We start from the raw sequence: 22863 nt of genomic DNA on the forward strand, positions 1-22863 counted from the left end.
GGGACCAGGGCAGGGGGGATCACGACCATGGACCTCGCGGACAGCCCCGAGGACGCGGAGTACCGGGCCCGGCTGCGCGAGTGGCTCGGCAAGGTGCTGCCCACGCTCCCGCCGAAGCCGTCCCCGGACGACTGGCCCGGCCGCCGCGCCTACGACCTCGGCTGGCAGCGGACGCTGCACGACGCGGGCTACGCCGACGTGCACTGGCAGGCCCCGCCGGGCGTCCGCCTGATCTTCCTGGAGGAGACGGAGAGGGCGGGCGCGCCCTATGTGGGGGCCGGCTTCGTCGGGCTGCTGCACGCCGGGCCGACGATCGCCGCCGAGGGAACGGCGCGCCAGCGCGAACGCTGGCTGCCGCCCATCCTGCGCGGCGAGGAGGTGTGGTGCCAGGGCTTCAGCGAGCCGGACGCCGGGTCGGACCTCGCGGCGCTGCGCACGCGCGCGTGGCGCGACGGCGACGACTACGTGGTGAGCGGGTCCAAGATCTGGACCTCGCACGCGGAGGTCGCCGACTGGTGCGAGTTGCTGGTCCGCACGGACCCGGCGGCACCCAGACACCGGGGCATCACCTGGCTGGCCATGCCCATGGACGCCCCGGGCATCACCGTACGGCCGCTGCGCACCCTGGCCGGGTCCGCCGAGTTCGCCGAGATGTTCCTCGACGAGGTGCGGGTGCCTGCCGGCCATCGGGTGGGGGACGAGAACGATGGCTGGCGGGTCACGATGGTGACCCTGTCCTTCGAGCGCGGCACCGCCTTCGTGGGCGAGGTCGTCGCCTGCCGGCGCGTGCTGGGCGAACTCGCCGTGGAGGCACGGAGGAACGGACGCTGGGACGATCCCGTCCTGCGGCGGCGGCTGGGCGCCCTCAACGCCGGGTTCCGGGCCCTGTGGCGGCTGACGCAGTGGAACGTGAGCGAGGCGGAGGCCAAGGGCGGTCTGCCGGGCGTCGGGGGTTCGGTTTTCAAACTGAGGTACTCGCAGGCCCGCCAGGAGCTGTACGACGTGGCCGCGGACGTCCTGGGCGACGACTCCCTGGATCTCGACCACCCGTGGGTCCACGACCGGCTCTCCTCCCTCTCGTACACCATCGCGGCCGGCACCTCGCAGATCCAGCGGAACATCGTGGCCGAGCGGATCCTCGGCCTGCCGAAGGGACGGTGAACGGCCGCCATGCGTTTTCGACCGACGCAGGACCAGCGGGCGCTGCGGGACGGGGTGCGCGCTCTGCTGACGCGCCGCTTCGACCGGGCGGCGCTGCGGGCCGCGGTGGACCGGCCGGGGCGGCTGGACCGGGCGCTGTGGCGGGAGCTGGGGGCGGCCGGGTTCTTCGCCCTGCGGCTGCCCGAGGCGGACGGCGGGGTCGGACTCGGGCTGCCCGAGACCGTGTTGGCCTTCGAGGAGGCCGGCCGGGCCCTGCTGCCGGGGCCGCTCGTGGCCACCCACCTCGCGGCGGGCCACGTGCCCGGCGCGGCCGAGGGCGAGACCGTCGTGGCGGCCGTGGACGCCGGCGGGCTGGTGGAGTGGATGACGGAGGCGGACGTCGTGTGCGGGGAGACCGGCGGGGCCGTGCCGCTGCGGTCGGTGGACCCGCTGACGCCGCTGCACCGCGTACCGGGCGTCTCGGCCGCCGCCGATCCGGTCGCCGTCCTCCTCACCGCGGCGGAGCAGCTCGGCACCGCCACGCGCGCGTGCGAGCTGGCCGTGCAACACGCCCGGGCGCGCGAGCAGTTCGGGCAGCCGATCGGGGCCTTCCAGGCGGTCAAGCATCTGTGCGCGGAACTGCTGGTGCGGGTCGAGGTGGCCCGCGCGGCGGTCTACGCCGCCGCCGTCACCGCCGACCCGGCCGACATCGCGGCCGCCCGGCTGCTCGCCGACGAGGCCGCCGTGCGCGGCGCGCGCGACTGCCTCCAGGTGCACGGCGGGATGGGTTTCACCTGGGAGGCGGACGTGCATCTGCTGCTCAAGCGGGCCTGGCTGCGCACCCGGCGTGCGGGCGGCGGCACGGAGAGTGAGGAGCTGCTCGCGGCCGACCTGCTGTCGGGAGCGGGGCGTTAGCGGCACGCGCCTGCGGTGACGGCGTGCGTGCCGCGCGCACGGCCGCACGGCTGTCGCGGATTGTGGCATACCGGAATCACGGAGCGTTGAGACCGGGTTGTGTCCGATGCGTGACCCGTCACGGCCCGGAGTCGGCGGACCTCTCCGGTACCTTCTGTGGGATGCGAGTGGTTCCGAGCATGAGCCATGCCGGCGGTGCCCCTGGGGCGGTGCCGGATCCGGCGGTGCGCGCCGCCGCTCGCAGGGCGGACGGGCTTCTCGCGCCCGCCTGTTCGACTCCCCGCAACGAGCGTCGCACAGTATGCCGCACGGGTACTCCTTCGCGCTGGAATATGCCCGAAGCGCTTGTTGAGGTGACTGTATGTCAACCAAGCTGTCTCGTAAGGGATTCACGTTCCGTCACCCTGCCTCTGGCTGTTGTTCTGGCCATGCAGAAAATGGCTACGATCGTGGCCCCCGTCGTCATGGTGCACACGCGGCTCGCGTGGCTTGCGTGGCGCACGGCCATGTGTCCGCCGGTTCGGATGGTGTGAGCGGTGCAGGTGCTTCAAGTGCAGCTGGAGATCCGGCCCGACCCCGCTGAGGTGGGGCGCGCCCGCAGGTGGGCCCGTTCGCGCCTCGCCGGGTCCGGGATAGGGGACGAGGAGCCGCTCGCCGAGACGCTGATCCTGCTCGTCTCGGAACTGGTCACCAACGCCGTGGTGCACACCGGCTGTCCGGCCGTGCTGCGGCTCTCCCTGCCGGGCGGGACGGCCGAGCCGTCCACCGTCCGCCTGGAGGTGGCCGACACCAGCGACCGGGCCCCCGTGCCCCGGTGTGCCGGCGACGAGGCGACCGGAGGCCGTGGTCTGGCCCTCGTCGACTGCCTGGCGGACCGCTGGGGCTGGAGCGTCGAGGGTGCGGGCAAGCGCATCTGGTGCGAACTGGACCGCTGTGCGCGGCCCGGTGGGGCCGAGACGGACCACGGGGGCGCGGAAGAGTGCCGGAGCGCGGGCCCGGTGACGCCCGAACCGGCTTACGGAGGGCTCGCGTACGAGGTCGCCTGACCGGCGACGGGGGCGGCGGGCCAGGGCGCACGGGTGTGGAGCGCCCCGTGGGCCGCGGTGCAGGGGCGCAGAAAGCGCTGTCGCGAACGGTCCCGATCGGCATCGGTGCGCCCGGCTGTGCTTCCGTGCGCGCCCATCGCAAAGGGGACGTACGTAATAAATCGCCGTTCAGGTGTTGACGAGGCGTGTCCATTTGATCACGCTTGTGGTCAGCGATTCGCCGTGAGGGGACGGCGAGGGCTTCGGTGACGGAGGCTCTCGGCGAGTGTGGGTCGTGATTCGGCGCCGGTTCCCTCAGGGCCGAGGGGAGTCGGTGGGGGTCCCTCCCGCTCGGGCGATGCCGGGAGTGGGGGAGGGTGCGCCGGAGTCGGATGGCGGTGCGCGGTGCCGTGCTCGGGGCGGACAGCCGCGCGCCGCCAGCCGACGTGAGGGGGGCGCCCGTTCTACAGCACCGCCACGGGGGCCACCGGAGTCCCCGTCCCGCCGACGAACGGCTCGGGCATCGCCGACAGCAGGAACGCGTAGCGGCCGGTTTGTCCACAGGCTGTGGACAACTCTTCGAGATTCCAGTTCTGGCCCTGGAGCATGCCCATCTCCACCAGGTGGAGCGCGTGCACCGGCAGCCACAGGTCGTCGATCTCGGGCGGGAAGATCTCGAACGTGAGGGTGTCGTTGGCGACCGCCGCCACCTCGCGCGCGTGGAACCACTCCGGCGTACGGACCGAAAGCCCCGGTGACGGGTAGCCGTACCCCTGCTTGTCGCCCGCCAGGTAGACCTGCATCTGCCCGGTCCGTACGAGCACGATGTCGCCGGCGCGCACCTTGGTGCCGGCCAGCTCCTCGGCCGCCGCCAGGTCCTGCGGGGTGACCGCGTGCCCGCCGTCCAGCCGGTCGACGCCACGCACGCGTGCCACGTCCAGCAGCACCCCGCGCGAGACCACGTGCCGCGCCTTGTCGATGCCGCTGAACTCGGCGCCGCCGTGCGCGGTGACGGTGCCGGCCGGCCGGCCGTTGTAGAGCTTCCCCGAGTGCGAGACGTGGGTCAGCGCGTCCCAGTGGGTGCCGGCCTGGAGGCCCATGGTCACGGAGTCGTCGCTGCACGCCACCGTGCCCGGACCGAAGATCTCCTGGTTGATCTGCACCATGGCGTGCAGGGGGTTGACCCGCCCCGGGATCAGCCCGGTCTGCACGCCGTCCTCGCGCAGGGGCAGCGCGAGCGGCACGCGGCGGCCGGTGCGGATCTCGGCGGCGGCCGCGCGGACGACGTCGTCGGTGATGAAATTCAGGGTGCCGATCTCGTCGTCGGCCCCCCAGCGCCCCCAGTTGTTGACGCGCTTGGCGATGTCGTGGAACTCGACCGGCAGTGTCATTCCGTGCCTCCCCGGGGCTTGTCCCCGACCGACGGACGGGTCAATCTAGACCTCGAATCTCAAATCTAACGGTCCGTCAGAAACTGCGGGAGGGGGCCGGACGTGGGGAACTTCCTGACCGGCAAGGTCGTCGCCGTCACCGGGGCGGGACGAGGCATCGGGCGGGCGGTGGCGCTCGCGGCCGCGGCCGAGGGCGCCCTGGTCGTCGTCAACGACTACGGGGTCTCGGTGGACGGCGCCTCGCCCACCAGCGAGATCGCCGAAACCGTCGTCAAGGAGATCGAGGCGGCGGGCGGGGAGGCGGTCGCCGTCGCCGACGACATCTCGACGATGGCCGGTGGACAGCGGGTCGTCGACACCGCGCTGACCTCGTACGGACGGCTCGACGGCGTCGTGTGCGTGGCCGGGATCCTGCGGGAGCGGATGCTGTTCAACATGTCCGAGGAGGAGTGGGACCCCGTCGTCGCCACCCATCTCAAGGGCACCTTCACCGTGTTCCGGGCCGCCTCGGCGGTGATGCGCGGACAGCGCTCCGGCACCCTGATCGGCTTCACGAGCGGCAACCACCAGGGCTCGGTCTCGCAGGCCAACTACAGCGCCGCCAAGGGCGGGATCATCTCGCTCGTGCGAAGCGCCGCACTGGGCCTGCACAAGTACGGCGTGACGGCCAACGCGGTGGCCCCCGTGGCCCGTACGCGGATGTCCGCGGGCGTGCCCACGGAGCTGGCGGAGATCGGTGAGCCCGAGGACGTGGCGGCGTTCGTGGTGTATCTGCTGTCGGACCGGGCGCGGGACGCCCAGGTCACCGGGCAGGTGTACACCGTCGCGGGGCCGAAGATCGCGGTGTGGGCACAGCCGAGGGAACTGCGTTCGGCGTACGCCTCCGGCGGTTGGACGCCGGAGACCATCGCCGATGCGCTGCCGGGGACCGTCGGGGTGGATCCGATGCCGATGCTCGCGCGGTTGGACGAGATGGCGCGGGCCGCGCGGGACGGGAGTCGGCCCAACGCCCAGTAGCTCGCGGACGCGTGGTTCGGCGGTGCGGGTGCGGGTGCGGTGCGTGCGTGGTGGCTGGTCGCGCAGTTCCCCGCGCCCCTGGGGAGCATCGGTCGGCCCTGACTCGAGGAGGGGAACGTGGATTTCGGATTCACGGCGGCGGACGACTCGTTCCGGGCCGAGGCGCGGAACTGGCTTGCCGAGCACGCTCCGCGAGCCGGCGACCGGCGGTCCTGGGAGCGGGCGCTCGGTGCGGCCGGGTGGATCGGACTCGGGTGGGGGGAAGGCGGGTACGGCAACCGGAGCGCGACCCTCACCCAACAGGTCGCGTGGGCCGAGGAGTACGCGCGGTCGGGGGCCCCGGCCCGCTCCGGCCACATCGGGGAGAACCTGCTCGCGCCGACCCTCCTCGTGCACGGCACGGCGGAGCAGAAGGCGCGCTTCCTGCCGCCGATCGCCGCCGGCACCGAACTGTGGTGCCAGGGGTACAGCGAGCCGGGCGCAGGGTCCGACCTCGCCGGAATCCGTACCAAGGCCGAACCCGGCCCCGACGGGCGGTCGTACCGCGTCACCGGACAGAAGATCTGGACCTCCCTCGCCCACGAGGCCGACTGGTGCTTCGTGCTCGCCCGCTCCGAGCCGGAGTCCGGACGGCACCACGGGCTGACCTTTCTCCTGCTGCCCATGGACCAGCCGGGACGGATCGAGGTACGGCCCATCCGGCAACTGACCGGCACCAGCGACTTCAACGAGGTCTTCTTCGACGGGGCGCACGCGCGCGTGGAGCACGTCGTCGGCGCGGCGGGCGACGGCTGGCGGGTGGCGATGAGCCTCCTCGGCTTCGAACGCGGGGTGTCGACCCTCGCCCAGCAGATCGGCTTCGCGCAGGAACTGGAGCGGGTCGTGCGGACGGCGGTGCGGACCGGCGCGGCCGACGACCCCGTCGTACGCGAGCGGCTGGTGCGGCTGTGGGCCGAGCTGCGCACCATGCGGTGGAACGCGTTGCGGACGCTGGGGGGCTCCGGCGGGCCGGGCGCGCCCAGCGTGGCGAAGCTGCTGTGGGCGGGCTGGCACCAGCGGCTGGGGGAGCTGGCGGTGCAGGTGCGGGGGGCGGCGGCGAGTGCCGGGCCCGCCGACTGGTCACCGTCCTCGCCGTACGAACTCGACGACGCGCAGCACCTGTTCCTGTTCTCCCGGGCCGACACCATCTACGGCGGCTCGGACCAGATCCAGCGCACGATCATCGCCGAGCGGGTGCTGGGCCTGCCCCGGCAGCCCAAGGGATAGCGGACGGGACGGAGGGAACGCGATGCGAGGCGTGGTGTTCGACGGTAAGCGGGCCGAGGTCGTCGACGATCTGGCCGTCCGCGATCCGGGGCCGGGTGAGGTGCTCGTCGCGATCGCGGCGGCCGGGCTGTGTCACAGCGACCTCTCGGTCGTCGACGGGACGATTCCCTTCCCGGCGCCCGTCGTCCTCGGGCACGAGGGCGCGGGGGTCGTCGAGGCGGTCGGCGCGGGGGTCGCCCATGTGGTGCCGGGGGACCATGTCGCGCTGTCCACGCTCGCCAACTGCGGTACGTGCGCGCAGTGCGACCGCGGCCGCCCGACGATGTGCCGGCAGGCCATCGGGCGCCCGCGCAAGCCCTTCACGCGCGCGGGAGGCGCGGTGTACCAGTTCGCGTCCAACTCCGCCTTCGCCGAGCGCACGGTGGTGAAGGCCGTCCAGGCGGTCCGGATCCCGAAGGACCTCCCGCTCACGTCCGCCGCGCTGATCGGGTGCGGGGTGCTGACCGGGGTCGGGGCCGTGCTCAACCGCGCGCGGGTGGGGCAGGGGGAGAGCGTCGTCGTCATCGGGACGGGCGGGATCGGGCTGAACGTGGTGCAGGGGGCGCGGATCGCGGGCGCGTCGAGGATCGTCGCGGTGGACGCGAACCCGGCGAAGGAGGCGGTGGCCCGGCAGTTCGGCGCCACCGACTTCCTGACCTCGACGGACGCGGTGCGGGAGTCGCTGCCCACGGGCGCCGACCACGTTTTCGAGTGCGTCGGCCGGATCGAGCTGATCCGGCAGGCGATCGACCTGCTGGACCGGCACGGCCAGGCGGTCCTCCTCGGGGTCCCGCCGGCCACCGCCGAGGCCTCCTTCCTGGTCTCGTCGATGTACCTGGACAAGTCGATCATGGGCTGCCGGTACGGCTCGTCGCGCCCGCAGCGGGACATCGCGCTGTACGCCGACCTGTACCGGGCCGGTCGCCTGCTGCTCGACGAACTGGTGACGGACACCTACCCGGTGGAGGACTTCGCCAAGGCCGCGGCGGACGCGGAGGCGGGGAGGGTGGCGCGAGCGGTGCTCACGTTCTGACCGGACAGCCCGTCAGTCCTCCGCAAAGCCGCGTCCGGCTGACCGGAAAACCCTTGGGGCGGTGTCGGTGCCGCACCCTACGGTTCTCGCATGACCTACCGCGACGTCGCCAACAGACAGGTGCTGGTCTGGTGCTGCACCGCGGTCGGCGCCCGTATGCCGGTCGCCATGGCGCCGCTCGCGCTGGTGTTCCTGGTGCGCGAGCGTCCCGGCGGCTATTCGTGGGGCGCGATCCTCGCGGCCGCCTACGTCGTCGGTGAGATCGTGGGCGCCCCCGTCCTCGGGATGCGGCTGCGCCCCGAGCGGGCCCGCGTCCAGCTGGCCGCCGGGCTGGCGGCCGGGGCGGCCGGATTCGCGGGGCTCGGGGCGTTCCCGGCCGCGCATCCGCTGGTTCTCGGCGGGTTCGCGGCCGTGGCCGGTGCCGCCCCGGCCGCCGCCACCGGAGGGCTGCGCACCCTGCTCACCGCGCTGGTTCCGGAGCGGGCCGCGGCACAGGCGCTGTCCGTCGAGTCGATGCTGACGGCCGGGGTGTGGGCCGTCTCCCCGGCGGCGGTCGCCGGTCTGGCCCTCGGCGTCGCACCGCGCGTCCCGCTGCTCCTCGCGGCCGCCCTGATGGCCGGGTCGGTCGCGGGCCTGTGGCTGCTCCCGGCGGCCTGGGGCGCGCCCGGCACGGGGGACGCGGGGGACCCCGGCGACCCGCGGGGCGGGAAACGCGCGGGCGCGTCGTCGCTGAGCCTCCTGGCCGGTGCCTGGCCGGTGTACGTGACCGGGGCGGCCAGCCTCACCCTGCTTGGGCTCGCCGAACTCGTCCTTCCCGCGCTGCTCGAACAGCGCGGCGTGGGCGTCGGCTGGTCGGGTCCGCTGCTGACCGGGATGGCGGTGGGCGGCGGGCTCGGCGCGTTCGCCTACGGTCTGCGGGCCTGGCCGGGACGGCTGCGCACCCGCAGCGTGGTGCTGATGGCGGGGACCTCGGTCTGCGTGACGTCCGCCGCGCTGGCCCCGGGCGCGGCGGGGATCGCCGTGGCGCTGACCGTGGGAGGCACGCTCCAGTCCGGCGCGATGCTCACCCGCAACCTGTCCCTGCGCGAGGCGCTGCCGCCCGATGCCCTGGCCGCGGGGTACTCCGTCATGTACGCGGCCGCGGGCGCCGGGTACGCGGTGACGGGCTCCCTCGCCGGGGCGCTGCTGAGAGTGGTCGCCCCGTCGACGGCGATGCTGGCCGGCGTCGGGGTGACCATGCTGCTCACGGCGGTCGGCTGGTGGGGCGAGGCGCGCACCGCCGGGACGTCACCGCAGGGCGGCGCCGAAGACGCCGTGACCACCGCTCTCGCCGGGCTCGCCGCTCCCGGTGCGGACGGTGCGGAAGGTGCGGCGATACGCGGTCGGTGTGACCCCGAGGGCCGCCTGTAGGTGCTGCCGCATCGACTGGGCGGTACCGAAACCGGCGTCCCGCGCGATCTGGTCGACGGACCGCTCGCTGGACTCCAGCAGGTGCCGGGCCCGTTCGACCCGTTGCTGGGTGAGCCACTGGCCGGGACTGATGCCGACCTCCTCGCGGAAGCGGCGGGTGAACGTCCGTACCGACATGGCCTCCTGCTCGGCCATGTCGCGCAGCTGGATCGGCTCGTGCAGGCGGCCCAGCGCCCAGGCGCGGGCGGCGGTCGTGGTCGCCTGCTGCGGGTCGGGCACGGGGCGCTCGATGTACTGCGCCTGGCCGCCGTCGCGGTGCGGCGGTACGACCGTACGGCGGGCCACGTCGTTGGCGACCGCCGCGCCGTGGTCACGGCGCAGGAGATGGAGGCAGAGGTCGATCCCGGCCGCCACGCTGGCGGAGGTGAGGACGTCGCCGTCGTCGATGAACAGCACGTCCGCGTCGACCCGGATCTTCGGGAAGAGCCGTTGGAAGTGCTCGGCGTGCATCCAGTGCGTGGTGGCCGGGCGGCCGTCCAGGTGGCCCGCGGCGGCGAGGACGTATCCGCCGGTGCAGATCGACACGAGGCGGGTGCCGGGGCGCACGTGGGCGAGGGCGGCGGCCAGTTCGGGGGTGAGCACGCCCTGCTCGTAGACGGGGCCCAGCTCGTAGGAGGTGGGGACGACGACGGTGTCGGCGGTGGCCAGTGCCTCGGGGCCGTTGCCGACCAGGACGGCGTAGTCGGCGTCCGTCTCGACGGGGCCCGGCGGCCGGACGGAGCAGGTGACGACGTCGTACAGGCGGCGGCCCGCGGCGTCGCGCGCCTTGCCGAAGATGCGCTGCGGAATGCCCAGCTCGAAGGGCATCAGCCCGTCCAGGGCGAGGACGACGACGCGATGGCGGGAGACTGCGTGCGGTGCGGCCATGGCCCGATCCTAGCGAATGCTGTCCCTCGGGCCACTCGCCTGCCGGGGCCCGGTATCGGAGGCTCTGTGACGTGACCCAGACAACCGAAACCCCGGCGTCCGCCGAGGACCAGCAGCCCCTCTCCGACCGTGTCGCCGGCCGCCGCCGCGGCCGGATCCATCGCGCCTGGTTCGTCGCCGCCGTCACCTTCGTCACGATCATCGGCGCGGCGGCCTTCCGTTCGCTGCCAGGCCTGCTCATCGACCCGCTGCACCAGGAGTTCGGCTGGTCACGCGGCACGATCGGTGCCGCGGTCTCGGTCAACCTGGCGCTGTACGGCCTCACCGCCCCGTTCGCGGCGGCGTTGATGGACCGGTTCGGGATCCGGCGGGTCGTCGCGGTGGCCCTCACCGTGATCTCGGCCGGCTCACTCCTGACGGTCTGGATGACGGCGGCCTGGCAGCTGCTGCTGTACTGGGGCCTGCTGGTGGGCCTCGGCTCGGGCTCGATGGCGCTCGCCTTCGCCGCGACGGTCACCAACCGCTGGTTCACCGAGCGCCGGGGTCTGGTCACCGGCATCCTGACCGCGGCCTCCGCCTCCGGCCAGCTGATCTTCCTGCCGCTGCTGTCCTGGCTGATCACGCGGTACGACTGGCGCCCCGCGGCGGTCACGGTCGCCCTGGCCGCGCTGGCCGTCGTCCCCTTCGTGTGGCTGCTGCTGCGGGACCATCCGGCGGACGTGGACCAGAAGCCGTACGGCGCGACGGAGTTCGTCCCGAAGCCGGCCCCCGTGCAGGGCGCGGCGCGCCGCACCCTGCGGGTGCTCTCCTCGGCGGTCCGCACGGGTCCGTTCTGGCTGCTGGCCGGGACCTTCGCGATCTGCGGCGCCTCCACGAACGGCCTGATCCAGACCCACTTCGTGCCCGCCGCCCACGACCACGGCATGCCGATCACGGCGGCTGCCTCGCTGCTCGCGGTCATCGGTGTCTTCGACGTGGTCGGCACGATCGCCTCCGGCTGGTTCACCGACCGCTTCGAGCCGCGCCGCCTGCTGGCTGTGTACTACGCGCTGCGGGGTGTCTCGCTGCTGTTCCTGCCGATGCTGATGGCCCCTTCCGTGCACCCGCCGATGCTCTTCTTCATCGTGTTCTACGGCCTCGACTGGGTCGCCACGGTCCCGCCGACCCTGGCCCTGTGCCGCGAGCAGTACGGCGACGACAGCGCCATCGTCTTCGGCTGGGTCCTGGCATCCCACCAGGTGGGCGCGGCTCTGGTGGCCTTCCTGGGCGGTCTGGCGCGGGACGCGTTCGGCTCGTACGACATGGTCTGGTACGCGTCGGGGGCGCTGTGCGCCGCGGCGGCGCTGATGGCGCTGGTGATCCGGCGGCGGCCGGTGCTCCCCGTCCCGGTGGCCGTTTGAGCCGAGGACCGGCGGCGGGGCCGGTGAGGCGAAGGCGGTTTCGGAGCTCCTTTACGTACGATATGGGTGCATTTCGACACGGATGGCTGCGTCGTGCGGCCTCCGTGTCGTCGCTCTGCCGTTCCTTGCCGTTCGTTGCCGTCCGCTGTTCTCCGCTGCTCTCTGCCCATGGAGGCGATACGTGACTTCTCTGGCCCGTCGTGGCGTGCTCAAGTGCCTGCCGGTCGCTGCCGGGGCGGTCATGACCGGCCTGGCGGCGAGTCCGCGAGCGGTGGCACGACAGGAGACCGCCGCTTCCTTCCCGCAGCCGGAGATCCGCGGCACGGCGCCGGACACCGGGCGGCTGGAGACCCGTCTGACCGTCGGGTTCACCGAACGGATGATCCCCGGGGTCGGCACGGTCACCACGCGCACCTACGAAGGGACGATCCCCGGGCCGACGCTGCGGGTGCGTCCGGGAGACTCGCTCGAGATCACGCACGTCAACGCGCTGCCGCCGAACGACGCCGCGGCGGCGGCGCACCAGGACATGAACCTCCCGCATCACTTCAACACCTTCAACCTGCACACCCACGGCATGCACGTGGACCCCACGGGCGAGTCGGACAACATCTACCGCGTGTTCGAGCCCTCCGACACGGCGGGGAAGACCACCACCCACCGCAGCGCTGTCGACGTTCCGCCGGATCATCCGGCCGGTACGTTCTGGTACCACCCGCACCATCACGGCTCCACGGCGACCCAGTTGCTGAACGGCATGGGAGGTGTCCTCGTCGTCGAGGGGGACGTCGACGAGGTGCCCGAGATCGCCGCCGCCAAGGACGTCGTCGTCTGCATCAACGAGCTCAAGCTGGCCGACGGCCGGGTGCCGGACCTGACGTCACACGGCGCCTACGAGGGCATCGTCTCGACGTTCCTGGTCAACGGCGCGAAGAATCCCGTGCTGACCATCGCGCCGGGGGAGGTCCAGCGCTGGCGGGTCGTCAACGCCGGAGCGATCACCGCTCACTTCCTGAGCCTGCGCGGGCACGAGCTGTACCAGATCGCCTGCGACGGCATCACCTTCATGGAACCGGTCGCCAGCACCGGAGTGACGCTGCCGATGGGCGGGCGGGTCGACCTGCTGGTCCGCGGGGGCGAGCCCGGCACCTACAAGCTGTCCGGCGGCGGCCCCTCGCAGACCCTGCTGACGCTCGTCGTCACCGGAGAGCCCCGCGAGATGTCGCTGCCGGCCCGCCTGCCGGGCAGGCCCACCAGCCTGCCCGAGCCCACCCGTAGCCGGACCCTGATCTTCCGCAGCTACGAGAACGTCTTCTCAGGCGCCTTCCCGAACGCCTACCGCATCCTGGGCGACGGCGAGACCCCGCCCGCCGATCCGGCGGCCGGCCGCCGCGACCTCGCCTGGGGCCGCATGGCGGTTGACTTCGTCAACCAGCGCGTCCGGCTGGGCGAGGTCGAGGAGTGGACCGTCGTCAACGACTCCCACGCCCACAGCCATCACCCCTTCCACCTGCACACCAACCACTTCCTCGTCACTGCGGTCGACAACCGCCGGCTGGCCACGCCGGTCTGGCACGACACCGTCGGCATCCCGCCGAACGGCTCGGTCACCTTCCGGCTGCGCGCCGAGGACTTCACCGGCCGCTCCATGCTGCACTGCCATCAGCTCCAGCACGGAGACGAGGGCATGATGCAGATCGTCGACTACGTGAGCTGACGTGCGGCGAGCGGGGCGTACCGGCCGCCACCGCTCAGAGGAAGCGGCCCTTGTGGAACAGCAGGGGCGGTTCGTCCGCCCCCTCGCCCGTCCCCAGGGCGTTCACCCGGCCCACGACGACGAGGTGGTCGCCGCCGGTGTGGACGGCGTGGACCGCGCAGTCGATCCAGGCGAGGGTGCCGGTGAGGCGGGGCGCCCCCGAGACCGGGGCCGCGTCGTGGGCGACACCGGCGAACTTGTCGGTGCCGCTCGCCGCGAAGGCCCGGCACAGACCGGCCTGGCGGGCGCTCAGCACGTTGACGCAGAAGACGCCCGCGCGGGCGATGCGCGGCCAGGTCGTGGAGGTGCGGCCGACCATGAACGCGACCAGCGGCGGATCGAGGGAGAGGGAGGAGAAGGACTGGCAGGCGAAGCCGGCGGGACCCGCGCCTCCGCCCACGCCGACGTCCTCGCCCTCGACGGCCGGTGCCGTCACGACCGTCACGCCCGACGCGAAGCTGCCCAGCACCCGCCGGAACTCGCCCGGGTCCACCGGTGCGCGTTCGTCCTCGCGGACACAGCGCAGCTCCGGGCGCGGCAGTGCCTCGACCGGGTGGTCGGCCCTGAGGTAACGGACGGCCGCGGCCGCCATGCCCACATGTCCCATCATGTGTTCCATTGAAACTGACGGCATGTCAGATAGGAAGGGTCGCGGCAGCCGGGACCACGTCAGCGGCCCCGGAACCCGGGCTCGCGTCGCTCCACGAAGCTCGTGAGGCCCTCCCGGGCGTCCGCCGTCGTCATGTTGATCTCCTGCGCGGCGGCCTCGGCGGCGAAGGCGCCGGCCCGGTCGGCGTCCAGGGAGGCGTTGACCAGCTGCTTGGTGAGCGACAGGGCACGGGTGGGGCCGGCGGCCAGGCGGGCCGCCCACGCGCGGGCGGTCTTGTCCAGTTCGGCGTCCGCGACCACCCGGTTGACCAGGCCCAGGCGTTCGGCGTCCGGCGCGGTGAGCGCGTCGCCGAAGAACATCAGCTCCTTGGCCCGCCGGGGGCCGATCAGCCGGGGGAGGAGATAGGCGCCGCCGCCGTCCGGGACCAGACCCCGGCGGACGAACACCTCGATGAACCTGGCCGATTCCGCCGCCAGCACCAGGTCGCAGGCGAACGCGAGGTGCGCGCCCAGGCCGGCCGCCGTGCCGTTCACCGCGGCGATCACCGGCTTCTCGCAGTCGAGCACGGCGCAGATCAGCCGCTGCGCGCCGAGACGCAGCGTCCGGCTCACGTCCCCGGCGACCCGTTCGCCGCCCGCGGAGCCGCCCCGCAGATCCGCTCCCGCGCAGAAGCCGCGACCGGTGCCGGTGAGGACCACGGCCCGGACGTCCGGGTCGGCCGAGGCCCGCGCGAGGAGGTCGATCAGCTGGTCCCGCATGCCGGGGGTGAGGGCGTTGAGGGATGCGGGACGGTCGAGGGTGAGGTGGGTGACGTGGTCGTCGGACCGGTGAAGGATCGACGGCTCGGGATCGGACTCGGGCACGGTCACGCTCCGTTTCCGGCTCTCGGCGGTGACAGGGTCCTCACCGGCACACCGCCAGCGCGTCCAGCGCCACCGCGCCCTGTCCGCAGGGCAGGACGACCAGCGGGTTGATGTCGAGTTCGGCGAGGTCGTCGCCCAGCTCCAGCGCCATCCGCTGCACGCGCAGGATCACCTCGACAAGGGCGTCCAGATCGGCCGGAGGACGGCCCCGCACGCCGTCCAGCAGTGCCCTTCCGCGCAGTTCGGCCAGCATGTCGCGGGCCTGGTCCTCGCCGAACGGCGGCACACGTACGGCGGCGTCCCGCAGGACCTCCACCAGGACCCCGCCGAGGCCCACCGTCACCGTCGGGCCGAACAGCTCGTCGTGGGTCACGCCGACCACCATCTCCACGCCCCGCTCGACCATCTGGCACACCAGGACGCCGTCCAGCGCGACCCCCTCGTAGCGCGCGATGTCGGTCAGTTCGCGGTAGGCGTCCCGGACCTGGCTGGCCGAGGTCAGGCCGACCTTCACCAGGCCCAGCTCGGTCTTGTGGGCGATCTGCCCGCCGGACGCCTTCATCACCACCGGGTAGCCGACCAGCCCCGCCGCCCGCACCGAGGCCGCCGCGCTGGTCACCAGCTGCTCGCGCGGGACCCGGATGCCGTAGGCCCGCAGCAGCTGCTTCGCCGCGTGCTCGCTCAGCTGCTGTCCCGGCCGCATCAGCAGCTGTGCCTTGCGGAAGGACGGGGACAGGGTGCGCGGGGCCTGGTCGAAGGGGGAGTGGTAGTCGTTCACGAAGCGGTGGTGTGCGAGGTGCGCGCGGACGGCCGAGACGCAGTTGGCGAGGGTGCGGAAGGTCGCCACCCGGGAGGAGCCCAGCAGGACCTCGCGGTAGGCCGGTTCGGTGCCCACCGGCGAGCCCCAGACCACGCACACCAGCTTGTCCGTCCGTTCCGCCGCGTCCACCAGGTCCTGGACCAGGCGGTCGCTCAACGGGGGGAACGGGCCGGTGATCGGGCAGATCAGGACGCCGACGGCCGGGTCGTCGAGGATCGCGTCGATGATCTTCCGGCCGCGCTCGTCGCCCACCGGGTGCCCGCCGTTGTCGATCGGGTTGGCCACGTTCAGGTACCCGGGGATCCACTGGTGCAGCCGCGCCTGCCGGTCCGCCGACAGGGTCGGCAGGCTCAGGCCCGCCGCCGTCGCCAGGTCGGCCGCGTGGGCGCCGGTGCCGCCCGAGATCGAGTAGACGACGACGCCGTCGGCCTGCGGCGGCCGGGCGCGGGCCAACAGGGCCGCGGTGTCCTGGAGTTCGTCGAGACCGTCCACCCGGATCACGCCGTACTGGCGCATCGCCGCGTCGACGACCTCGTCCGCGCCGGTCAGCTTGCCGGTGTGGGAGGCGGCGGTCCGGGCGCCGGTCTCGGTGCGGCCGACCTTGACCGCGACGACCGGGACCCCGCGCCGGGCGGCCCGGTCGGCGGCGAGGAGGAAGGACCGGCCGTCCTTCAGCCCCTCCACGTAACAGGCGATCGCGCCGACCTCGGGACGCTCGGCGAAGTAGGAGAGGAAGTCGGCGGTCTCCAGGTCGGCCTCGTTGCCGGTCGGCGCCCAATGGGAGAGGCGGATGCCGAGTTCCTGGAGGGCGAAGACCGGGCGGCCCTGGTGGCCGGACTGGGTGATCAGCGCGATCGACGGGCCCGGGAGATCGTCGCGGAACCGCTCGAAGGCGTTGAGGTTGGTGTTGGGGCCGAGCAGACGGATGCCCGAGCGGGCCACCGCCGCCGCGAGCCGGGCCTGCGCGGCCGCGCCCTCCTCGCCGGTCTCGGCGAATCCGGAGGCGAAGACGACGGCGAACCTCACCTTCGTCTCGGCGAGCCGCTCGATGACCGGCAGCGGGTCGGCGACCAGCAGGACGGCCAGGTCGACCTGTTCGGGCAGGTCGGCCACGGACGGCGAGCAGGGCAGGCCGAAGACGCTCGCGCGGGTGGGGTGCACGGGATGCAGCCGCGCCCCCACCCGCTCCGCCCAGTCCACCAGTTGCCGGGTGACACCGGTGTTCGGGCGTCCTTCGGCGTCCGAGGCGCCGATGACCGCGACCGACTCCGGCCGGAAGAACCGGTCCAGATCGGGGACGTCCGCGTACAGCGGACGGCCGCTGACGTCGAGGTCGTCCGCCTCGGCCGGCCGGCCGTGGACGGCGGGCCCGGGGTGCTCGCCGCACGCGATGACCCGGGCCCGGCGGGAGTCGGTGGTGAGGGTGCCGTGGGTTGATCCAAGCATCGGTCCGCCCGCTCCTGTGTGACTGCCATGTGTGACTGCCATGGATGTGGCCGTCATGAGTGACCGCCAAGTAACTGACGCTCTGTCAGATTACATACCTGACGGAGTGTCAGGAATGGTCGTGCACACAGAAAGGAGCGGACGGCCCGCGGACGCGGACCGCGACTACAGCGCCGCCAGCACCTCCTTCGCCACCCGCTCGCCCGACCGTACGGCTCCGTCCATGAAGCCCATCCAGTAGACGGAGGTCTCCGTCCCGGCCCAGTGGATCCCGCCGACCGGTGCGCGCAGGGCCGGGCCGTACTGCGTCAGGACACCCGGCGCGGCGATCGAGACGGGGCCGCCGCGGGTGTAGGCCTCGTTGTTCCAGCGTTGCAGGACGAAGGAGGAAGGGGAGGCGGCTTTCTCGCCGAAGTACGTCACGTAGTCCTTCAGTACGGCCGCCCTGACCTCCGCCTCGCTCGCGGCGTCCAGCTTGCGGGCCTCGTCGGCCTCGATGAAGCCCATCAGCGCGCCGTACGAGGCGTCGGGCGGGGAGTTGTCGAAGGTGGAGCTGATCACCCCGGTGTCGCTGACGACCTGGCCGTTCAGGCCGTCCGCCCGCCAGAAGGGGGTGTCGTAGATCGCGATCGCCTTGCCGACCGAGGCCATCGGCAGGCGCTGGGTGAGCTGGTCGCGGGCGGCGGGCAGCAGCGGGTCGTACTGGATGCGGGCGGCGAGCGGCGGGGGCACGGCGACGACCACCCGCCGGGCGGTGACGGTGATGCCGTCGGCGGTGACGACGTACTTGCCGCCGGAGCGGGTGATCGTGCGCACCGGGGCGTTCACCACCACCCGGTCGCCGAGGGTGGCGGCGAGCTTGATCGGCACCAGCTGGGAGCCGCCGACGAAGCGCTGTTCCTGGGCGCCGTTCGCGGTCTCGGTGAGGCGTTCCAGGGTGCCGGGGGTCGAGGCGTTGCCGGCGGCCGCGATGTAGAAGAGGACGAAGAGGAGCGAGAGTTCGCGGGGCTCGGCCGAGAAGATCGAGGTGCAGGCCACGTCGAGGAGGAACTTCGCCGACGGGACCACCGCGTTGGCGTTCAGCCAGCTCTCGAAGGTCTGCTTGTCCCACTCGGCGGCCTTGGCGGCGGTCCAGGGCGCGTCGACCGGCACCTGCTTGGCCATGTCGTCCAGCGAGGCCTGCACGATCGCGGCGTTGGCGAGGCCGGCCACATCGACGGGCGGGACCGAGCCGAGGAGGCCGTCGGTGGCGTACGGGGTCTTCTTGCCGTCCTTGTAGAGGAGGTTCTTGCCGGTGTTGTAGGTGGCGAAGGTGGCCACGCCCAGGGAGTCGGCGAGCGCCTTGATGCGGTCCTGGGTGGGGCCGATGAACTCACCGCCGCCCTCGGTGACTCCGCCGCCCGCCAGGGGCAGGTTGACGACCCGGCCGCCCACGCGGTCGCGGGCCTCCAGGACGGTGACCGTCCGGCCGGCGGCCACGAGGTCGCGGGCCGCGGTGAGGCCGGCGAGTCCGCCGCCGACGATCGCGACGTCCACGTCCCGGGTGGTGGCCGCGGCGGCCGTCCCGGCGGCGGTCGCCGTCAGAGCGGTGGCGCCGGCGGCCACGGCGGCGGTGCGGCCGAGCAGGGAACGGCGGGACAGGCCGCCTTCACCGGACCGGCGGGGGTGCTGTCTTTCACTTGCCACGTGCGTCCTCCGTCGAGCTTCGGGAGCGAGCGGGGGTGGAACCAGAAAGATGAACAGGGCTCACATTCTGGCTCCGTGAGAGGGCACGGGACAACGTTCTCGCCACATCCGACACAGGTGTAACGGGCAGCGAGATGACGGGAGTTGAGGAGAGCGGAAGGACAGGCCGGGGGAAGCCGGCAGGCGGGAGCCGGTGCCCCGGCCTGCCGGGCCGGACTACCGGAGGTGGCGGCGTACGGCCTTCGCGATCTTCTCCGCGTCGATCGCCAGCTCGCGGAGCGTGCCGCTGATGGGGGTGGTGAAGCCCGTGAAGTACAGGCCGGGGGTGTCCTTCGGGGCGCGGGCGCCGTGGCCGACGGGTCTGCCGCGGTCGTCGAGCACCCCGAGGTGGCCGACCAGGTCCTCCAGGGCGCGGACGTAACCGGTGGCGGCGACGACCGCCTCCGGGGTGATCCGCGAGCCGTCGGCGAGGACGATCCCGCCGCTTTCCCCGAAGCCCGCCACGGCGGCCACGACCTCCACCCTGCCCTTGCGCACGGCGTCGATCAGGCCGACGTCCTGCACCGGGATGGCCCCCTCCCTGACGCGGGAGTAGAGGCCGCTGTCGGGGCGGGGCAGACCGTGCGCCGACAGGTCCGGCACGCTGAGCCTGGCCATCGGCCGCGCGAGCCGGTCCACGAGCCGGACCGGCAGCCGCCGGACCAGCACGGCCGTGTACTGCGCGGCCCAGCCGGCCGTCGAACGGCGCACGATGTGCGGGGCGGTGCGCACGGACAGCCGCACCCGGGCCGCACCGCTCTCCACCAGGTCAACGGCGATCTCGGCGCCGGTGTTGCCGACGCCGACGACGAGGACGTCCCGGTCGGCGTACTCCTTGCCGCTGCGGTAGGCGGCGGCGTGCACCAGCTCGCCCGTGAACGCCTCGCGCCCCGGCCAGTCGGGCAGGTGCGGGGTGTGGTTGTAGCCGGTGGCGACGACCACCGCCGAGCCCGCGAGTTCCCGTCCCCCGGTGGCGTGCAGCAGCCAGCCGGTGCCGTCCGGGGTGCGCTCGACGCGGGAGACCTCGACGCCGGTGACGATCTCCAGCTCGTGCACCTCGGCGTACTTCTCCAGGTAGCGCACCATGTCGTCGCGTGCCACCCACCGGCCGAACCGGCGGGGCATCGACAGCCCGGGCAGGGCCGAAAGGCGCCGGGTGGTGTGCAGATGCAGCCGGTCGTAATGGCGCCGCCAGGACGCGCCGACCCCGTCGGACTTCTCCACGACGACGGCCCGTATGCCCTGGGCACGCAGCGCGTACGCGGTGGCGAGACCACCGGGACCGCCGCCGATGACGTAGACGGGGCGGTCGGCGGGGTTCGCGGTGGTGATCGCCTGAGGGGTCGGGCGGGGTGCGGAGTCTTCCATGAGCGCGAGCGTAATCACGCGGACCGTTGATGGGTCTCGGTCAAGACCGGAATTGGTTGCGGATCGATCACGCATGGGGGAAGTGCGGGGAGGACCGGTGACGTAGGCCACTTGGTTGTGTGCGACGGGGCGAGGCGGTGGGGAATCGTGGCGAGGGCCCCGGGTGGGGCGGCGGCGCGGATGCCGTGGGAAAACGGTGCGACGCCCGGCCCAGGTGCGCTGGGGTCGGGCGTCGCGTGCGAACGGCGTCGGTGACTCATGACGGGAAACGGACGTCGTCGCGTGCGGTGGTGCCGGTCACTTGTGACGGGAAACCGGCACCGCCGCGTTCGGGGTGCCTCCCGGACGGGCGGGGAGGCGCGCGGAAACCTACTTCTCGACCTTGGTCCTGTGGCCCGTCACCTTGGCGATCCAGGTGATGAAGTCGCCCGGGTCGGTGTTGGCGCCGTGGCCCTGGTCCCAGTAGTAGAGGTGGTTGACGTCGTCGCCGAGGCCGGCCGCGGCGGCGGCCAGGTTGGCGGCGACCGTCAGCGAGGTGTCGGAGTCCTTGGTGCCGAGGCGGATCCACCAGTGCTTGGTGCGGCCCTGGTTGGGCTTGTCGACCAGGTGGTACATCGGGTTCATCAGCCGCAGCAACTCGGGGATGTCGCTGTCGAGCCGCGTGGAGGTGAGCCCGGTGGTGTCGTTCTTCTGGCCGAACGCCGTGAAGTGACGGGCGAGGGTCGTGCCCGTGCCGAACTCGTTGTTCTCGCCCGACGACAGGTCGAAGGGGTCGAACGCCGGGGTGTCCTTCTTGCGGGCGCCGACGTGGGTGAGGAAGTCGGCCCAGGTGAAGGTGGCCTTGCCGTTCTTCCAGGTGATGAAGGTGTTGGCGGCGAGGTAGGTCGCGCGGTCGGTGTCGGAGAGGGCCGCCAGGTAGGTGGTGGCCGACGGCTCCAGGTACTGCTTGACCAGGTACTCGTCGTAGTTGCGGGCGTTGAGCGTGCCGAAGCCGCCGAGGCCCTTGAGCTTCAGCCCGGCCTGGTACTCGGCGAACTGCGACCGGAGCGTCTTCGACACCGTCTGGTCGACCTGCTTGCCGGTGCTGAGGGCGTTGCCGCCCCAGTTCCACTCATAGGAGCCGTCGGCGTGCTCCAGGTCGGTGATCGGGCACCAGGCGCCGGTCGCGAAGATCGCGTCGGAGGCGTCGGCCGCGCCGAGCTCCTCGAGGTACTCGGCGTAGAGCGGGCTGTCGCCGGACGCGCCGAGCAGCGAGGAGAGCGCGCCGCCCGCGCTGGTGCCGGCGGACACGATGCGGTCGGTGTCGCCGGGGATGACTCCCTTGTTGGCCCGCACGTACCGCACGGCGGCCTTGAGGTCGACGATCGCGGCGGGTGCCACGCCGTAGTACTCGCCGGCCGCGTTCTTGTTCGTACGGCCACGCGCGCCGGGCTCGACGACGACGTACCCGGCGGCCAGGGCCAGCAGCTGGTTGCTCGCCAGGGCGCCGCCGGTGGCGTTGGTGTTGCCGTTGGCGCCGGGGGCGGAGGCGGCGGCCGACGCACCGGCCGACGCGCTCGAGGAGGGCGCACCGCTGGGAGCCCCCCCGCCGCCGCCCATGCCCCCCGCGCCGATCCCGGTGGCGTCCGCCACGGAGGACGGCATGTAGCCGCCGACGGAGTTCGCGAACAGGATCGGCGCGTTGCTCGCGTCGACCGCCGTGCCGTCGATCTCGACCGGGACGCTGACGACGAGGGACTGGTAGGCGGCGTCCACCGGCTTGGTGACGTAGGTGATCGCCTTCCAGAAGTGGTACGTCACGGAGTGCTCGACGCCGGCGGTGTCCGTGACGGTCGTCGTGAGCTTCGTGTAGGCGTCCGGGTCGAAGGCCAGGGCGCCCGCGTCCGAGGTCGAGGACTTCGACGTGTCGCTGGAGGCCTGCGCGCTCAGGGCGATGCCGCCCACTGCCGCGACGCCGGCGGTGGCGCCGAGCCCCAAGACGACCGACCTGCGCTTGACTGCCCTGTGCTTCACGATGCTGCCCCTTCGCGGATGGCGTGCTGACTGCGAGCCGACGGTGCGCGCCGACGACGAGGTGCCGACTGCCGGGGTCGGCCGCCGCGTGTCGTCCGGCTTGCGGTTGCGAACGTAAGGTGTGGCCGACAAAATCGTCAACAATCTGCGGGGCATTCACGGGCGGCGCACAGGTTCATGGCGGCCGCACAGTCTTCTCTCATGCGAAATGCACGGGGTTCCCGGAATCGATTCGCTGACGTACCGTCAGATTCATGTCCGCGAAGCGCTATGACATCCCCGAGGCCGACGCCTTCACCCGCACGTACTGGGACGCGGCCGCCGGGGGCCGGCTGCTGATCCGGCGCTGCGGGGCCTGCGGGCGGGCCCACCACTACCCCCGCGAGTTCTGCCCGCACTGCTGGAGCGAGGACGTGGCCTGGGAGGACGCGAGCGGCCTGGCCACCCTCTACACCTGGTCCGTCGTCCACCGCAACGACCTGCCGCCCTTCGGGGAACGGACGCCGTACGTCGCGGCGGTGGTCGACCTGGCGGAGGGGCCGCGGATGTCGACGGAGGTGGTGGGCGCCGCCCCCGGGGAGCCGGGGGAGGACCCGCGGGCAGGACTGCGGGCCGGGCTGGAGCTCGCGGTCGCGTTCCGGGAAGGGGTCCCGGTGTTCCGGCCCGCGCCCTGAAAGACCGGCGGTGTTCAATGGCCGG

Annotated in this window: 17 protein-coding genes; 9 read left to right on the forward strand and 8 right to left on the reverse strand. The window is 72.8% G+C overall.

The annotated features are described in order from the left end of the window. Nucleotides 1-27 precede the first annotated feature (27 nt). The 3 genes from OG440_RS20885 (at nucleotide 28) to OG440_RS20895 (ending at nucleotide 3101) form a co-directional block, all read left to right on the forward strand. The gene (locus OG440_RS20885) at nucleotides 28-1161 is read left to right on the forward strand and encodes an acyl-CoA dehydrogenase family protein (protein ID WP_406008316.1); all 1134 of its coding nucleotides are present in this window, start codon (nucleotides 28-30) and stop codon (nucleotides 1159-1161) included. A gap of 9 nt (nucleotides 1162-1170) precedes the next feature. Then, a complete protein-coding gene (locus OG440_RS20890; RefSeq protein WP_406008317.1) occupies nucleotides 1171-2055 on the forward strand; it encodes an acyl-CoA dehydrogenase family protein in 885 nt (294 codons plus the stop codon). A gap of 551 nt (nucleotides 2056-2606) precedes the next feature. Beyond that, nucleotides 2607-3101, forward strand: a complete 495-nt coding sequence (locus OG440_RS20895) for an ATP-binding protein (protein ID WP_406011406.1) — start codon at nucleotides 2607-2609, stop codon at nucleotides 3099-3101. Nucleotides 3102-3544: 443 nt separating this feature from the next. On the opposite strand, the gene OG440_RS20900 is transcribed toward OG440_RS20895, so the two are convergent. Then, nucleotides 3545-4471 (reverse strand): cyclase family protein, encoded by a 927-nt coding sequence (locus OG440_RS20900; protein WP_406008318.1) that lies wholly within the window; start codon nucleotides 4469-4471, stop codon nucleotides 3545-3547. 102 nt (nucleotides 4472-4573) lie between these two features. On the opposite strand from OG440_RS20900, the gene OG440_RS20905 reads away from it, so the two are divergent. The 3 genes from OG440_RS20905 to OG440_RS20915 all read left to right on the forward strand — a co-directional run bounded on the left by OG440_RS20905 (nucleotide 4574) and on the right by OG440_RS20915 (nucleotide 7826). After that, nucleotides 4574-5488 (forward strand): SDR family NAD(P)-dependent oxidoreductase, encoded by a 915-nt coding sequence (locus OG440_RS20905; RefSeq protein WP_406008319.1) that lies wholly within the window; start codon nucleotides 4574-4576, stop codon nucleotides 5486-5488. A gap of 117 nt (nucleotides 5489-5605) precedes the next feature. Then, nucleotides 5606-6754, forward strand: coding sequence for an acyl-CoA dehydrogenase family protein (locus tag OG440_RS20910; RefSeq protein ID WP_406008320.1), 1149 nt, complete (start codon nucleotides 5606-5608; stop codon nucleotides 6752-6754). A gap of 22 nt (nucleotides 6755-6776) precedes the next feature. Next, the gene (locus OG440_RS20915) at nucleotides 6777-7826 is read left to right on the forward strand and encodes a Zn-dependent alcohol dehydrogenase (RefSeq protein WP_406008321.1); all 1050 of its coding nucleotides are present in this window, start codon (nucleotides 6777-6779) and stop codon (nucleotides 7824-7826) included. Between the two features lie 1287 nt (nucleotides 7827-9113). On the opposite strand, the gene OG440_RS20920 is transcribed toward OG440_RS20915, so the two are convergent. Further along, entirely contained in the window at nucleotides 9114-10163 is a 1050-nt protein-coding gene (locus OG440_RS20920; RefSeq protein ID WP_406008322.1) for a GlxA family transcriptional regulator, read from the reverse strand. Nucleotides 10164-10234: 71 nt separating this feature from the next. On the opposite strand from OG440_RS20920, the gene OG440_RS20925 reads away from it, so the two are divergent. Both OG440_RS20925 and OG440_RS20930 read left to right on the forward strand, forming a co-directional pair. Then, nucleotides 10235-11563 (forward strand): MFS transporter, encoded by a 1329-nt coding sequence (locus OG440_RS20925; protein WP_406008323.1) that lies wholly within the window; start codon nucleotides 10235-10237, stop codon nucleotides 11561-11563. Between the two features lie 181 nt (nucleotides 11564-11744). Further along, entirely contained in the window at nucleotides 11745-13280 is a 1536-nt protein-coding gene (locus OG440_RS20930) for a multicopper oxidase family protein (protein ID WP_406008324.1), read from the forward strand. Nucleotides 13281-13314: 34 nt separating this feature from the next. Here OG440_RS20930 and OG440_RS20935 read toward each other — a convergent pair whose 3' ends face one another. From OG440_RS20935 to OG440_RS20960, 6 genes are all read right to left on the reverse strand, one after another. Then, entirely contained in the window at nucleotides 13315-13926 is a 612-nt protein-coding gene (locus OG440_RS20935) for a flavin reductase family protein (RefSeq protein WP_406011407.1), read from the reverse strand. A gap of 62 nt (nucleotides 13927-13988) precedes the next feature. Then, the gene (locus tag OG440_RS20940; protein ID WP_406008325.1) at nucleotides 13989-14792 is read right to left on the reverse strand and encodes an enoyl-CoA hydratase/isomerase family protein; all 804 of its coding nucleotides are present in this window, start codon (nucleotides 14790-14792) and stop codon (nucleotides 13989-13991) included. Nucleotides 14793-14832: 40 nt separating this feature from the next. Beyond that, nucleotides 14833-17058 (reverse strand): acetate--CoA ligase family protein, encoded by a 2226-nt coding sequence (locus OG440_RS20945; protein WP_406008326.1) that lies wholly within the window; start codon nucleotides 17056-17058, stop codon nucleotides 14833-14835. Between the two features lie 165 nt (nucleotides 17059-17223). Further along, on the reverse strand, nucleotides 17224-18744 hold the full coding sequence (locus OG440_RS20950) for a flavin monoamine oxidase family protein (protein ID WP_406008327.1): 1521 nt from the start codon (nucleotides 18742-18744) through the stop codon (nucleotides 17224-17226). A gap of 216 nt (nucleotides 18745-18960) precedes the next feature. Next, the gene (locus OG440_RS20955; RefSeq protein WP_406008328.1) at nucleotides 18961-20151 is read right to left on the reverse strand and encodes a flavin-containing monooxygenase; all 1191 of its coding nucleotides are present in this window, start codon (nucleotides 20149-20151) and stop codon (nucleotides 18961-18963) included. A 369-nt stretch (nucleotides 20152-20520) separates the two neighbouring features. After that, complete coding sequence (locus OG440_RS20960) at nucleotides 20521-22128, reverse strand: subtype B tannase (RefSeq protein WP_406011408.1); 1608 nt, start codon at nucleotides 22126-22128, stop codon at nucleotides 20521-20523. Nucleotides 22129-22418: 290 nt separating this feature from the next. On the opposite strand from OG440_RS20960, the gene OG440_RS20965 reads away from it, so the two are divergent. After that, nucleotides 22419-22838, forward strand: a complete 420-nt coding sequence (locus OG440_RS20965) for a Zn-ribbon domain-containing OB-fold protein (protein ID WP_406008329.1) — start codon at nucleotides 22419-22421, stop codon at nucleotides 22836-22838. The last annotated feature ends 25 nt before the right edge of the window (nucleotides 22839-22863 follow it).

The sequence above is a fragment of the Streptomyces sp. NBC_00637 genome (genome assembly GCF_045161545.1).
GTDB lineage: Bacteria > Actinomycetota > Actinomycetes > Streptomycetales > Streptomycetaceae > Streptomyces.

Excerpts from the sequence above, each read along its gene's own strand:
- OG440_RS20885 (WP_406008316.1), top strand. The coding sequence starts at position 28 with ATGGACCTCGCGGACAGCCCCGAGGACGCGGAGTACCGGGCCCGGCTG.
- OG440_RS20890 (WP_406008317.1), top strand. The coding sequence starts at position 1,171 with ATGCGTTTTCGACCGACGCAGGACCAGCGGGCGCTGCGGGACGGGGTG.
- OG440_RS20900 (WP_406008318.1), bottom strand. The coding sequence starts at position 4,471 with ATGACACTGCCGGTCGAGTTCCACGACATCGCCAAGCGCGTCAACAAC.
- OG440_RS20915 (WP_406008321.1), top strand. The coding sequence starts at position 6,777 with ATGCGAGGCGTGGTGTTCGACGGTAAGCGGGCCGAGGTCGTCGACGAT.
- OG440_RS20920 (WP_406008322.1), bottom strand. The coding sequence starts at position 10,163 with ATGGCCGCACCGCACGCAGTCTCCCGCCATCGCGTCGTCGTCCTCGCC.
- OG440_RS20935 (WP_406011407.1), bottom strand. The coding sequence starts at position 13,926 with ATGGGACATGTGGGCATGGCGGCCGCGGCCGTCCGTTACCTCAGGGCC.
- OG440_RS20945 (WP_406008326.1), bottom strand. The coding sequence starts at position 17,058 with ATGCTTGGATCAACCCACGGCACCCTCACCACCGACTCCCGCCGGGCC.
- OG440_RS20955 (WP_406008328.1), bottom strand. The coding sequence starts at position 20,151 with ATGGAAGACTCCGCACCCCGCCCGACCCCTCAGGCGATCACCACCGCG.
- OG440_RS20965 (WP_406008329.1), top strand. The coding sequence starts at position 22,419 with ATGTCCGCGAAGCGCTATGACATCCCCGAGGCCGACGCCTTCACCCGC.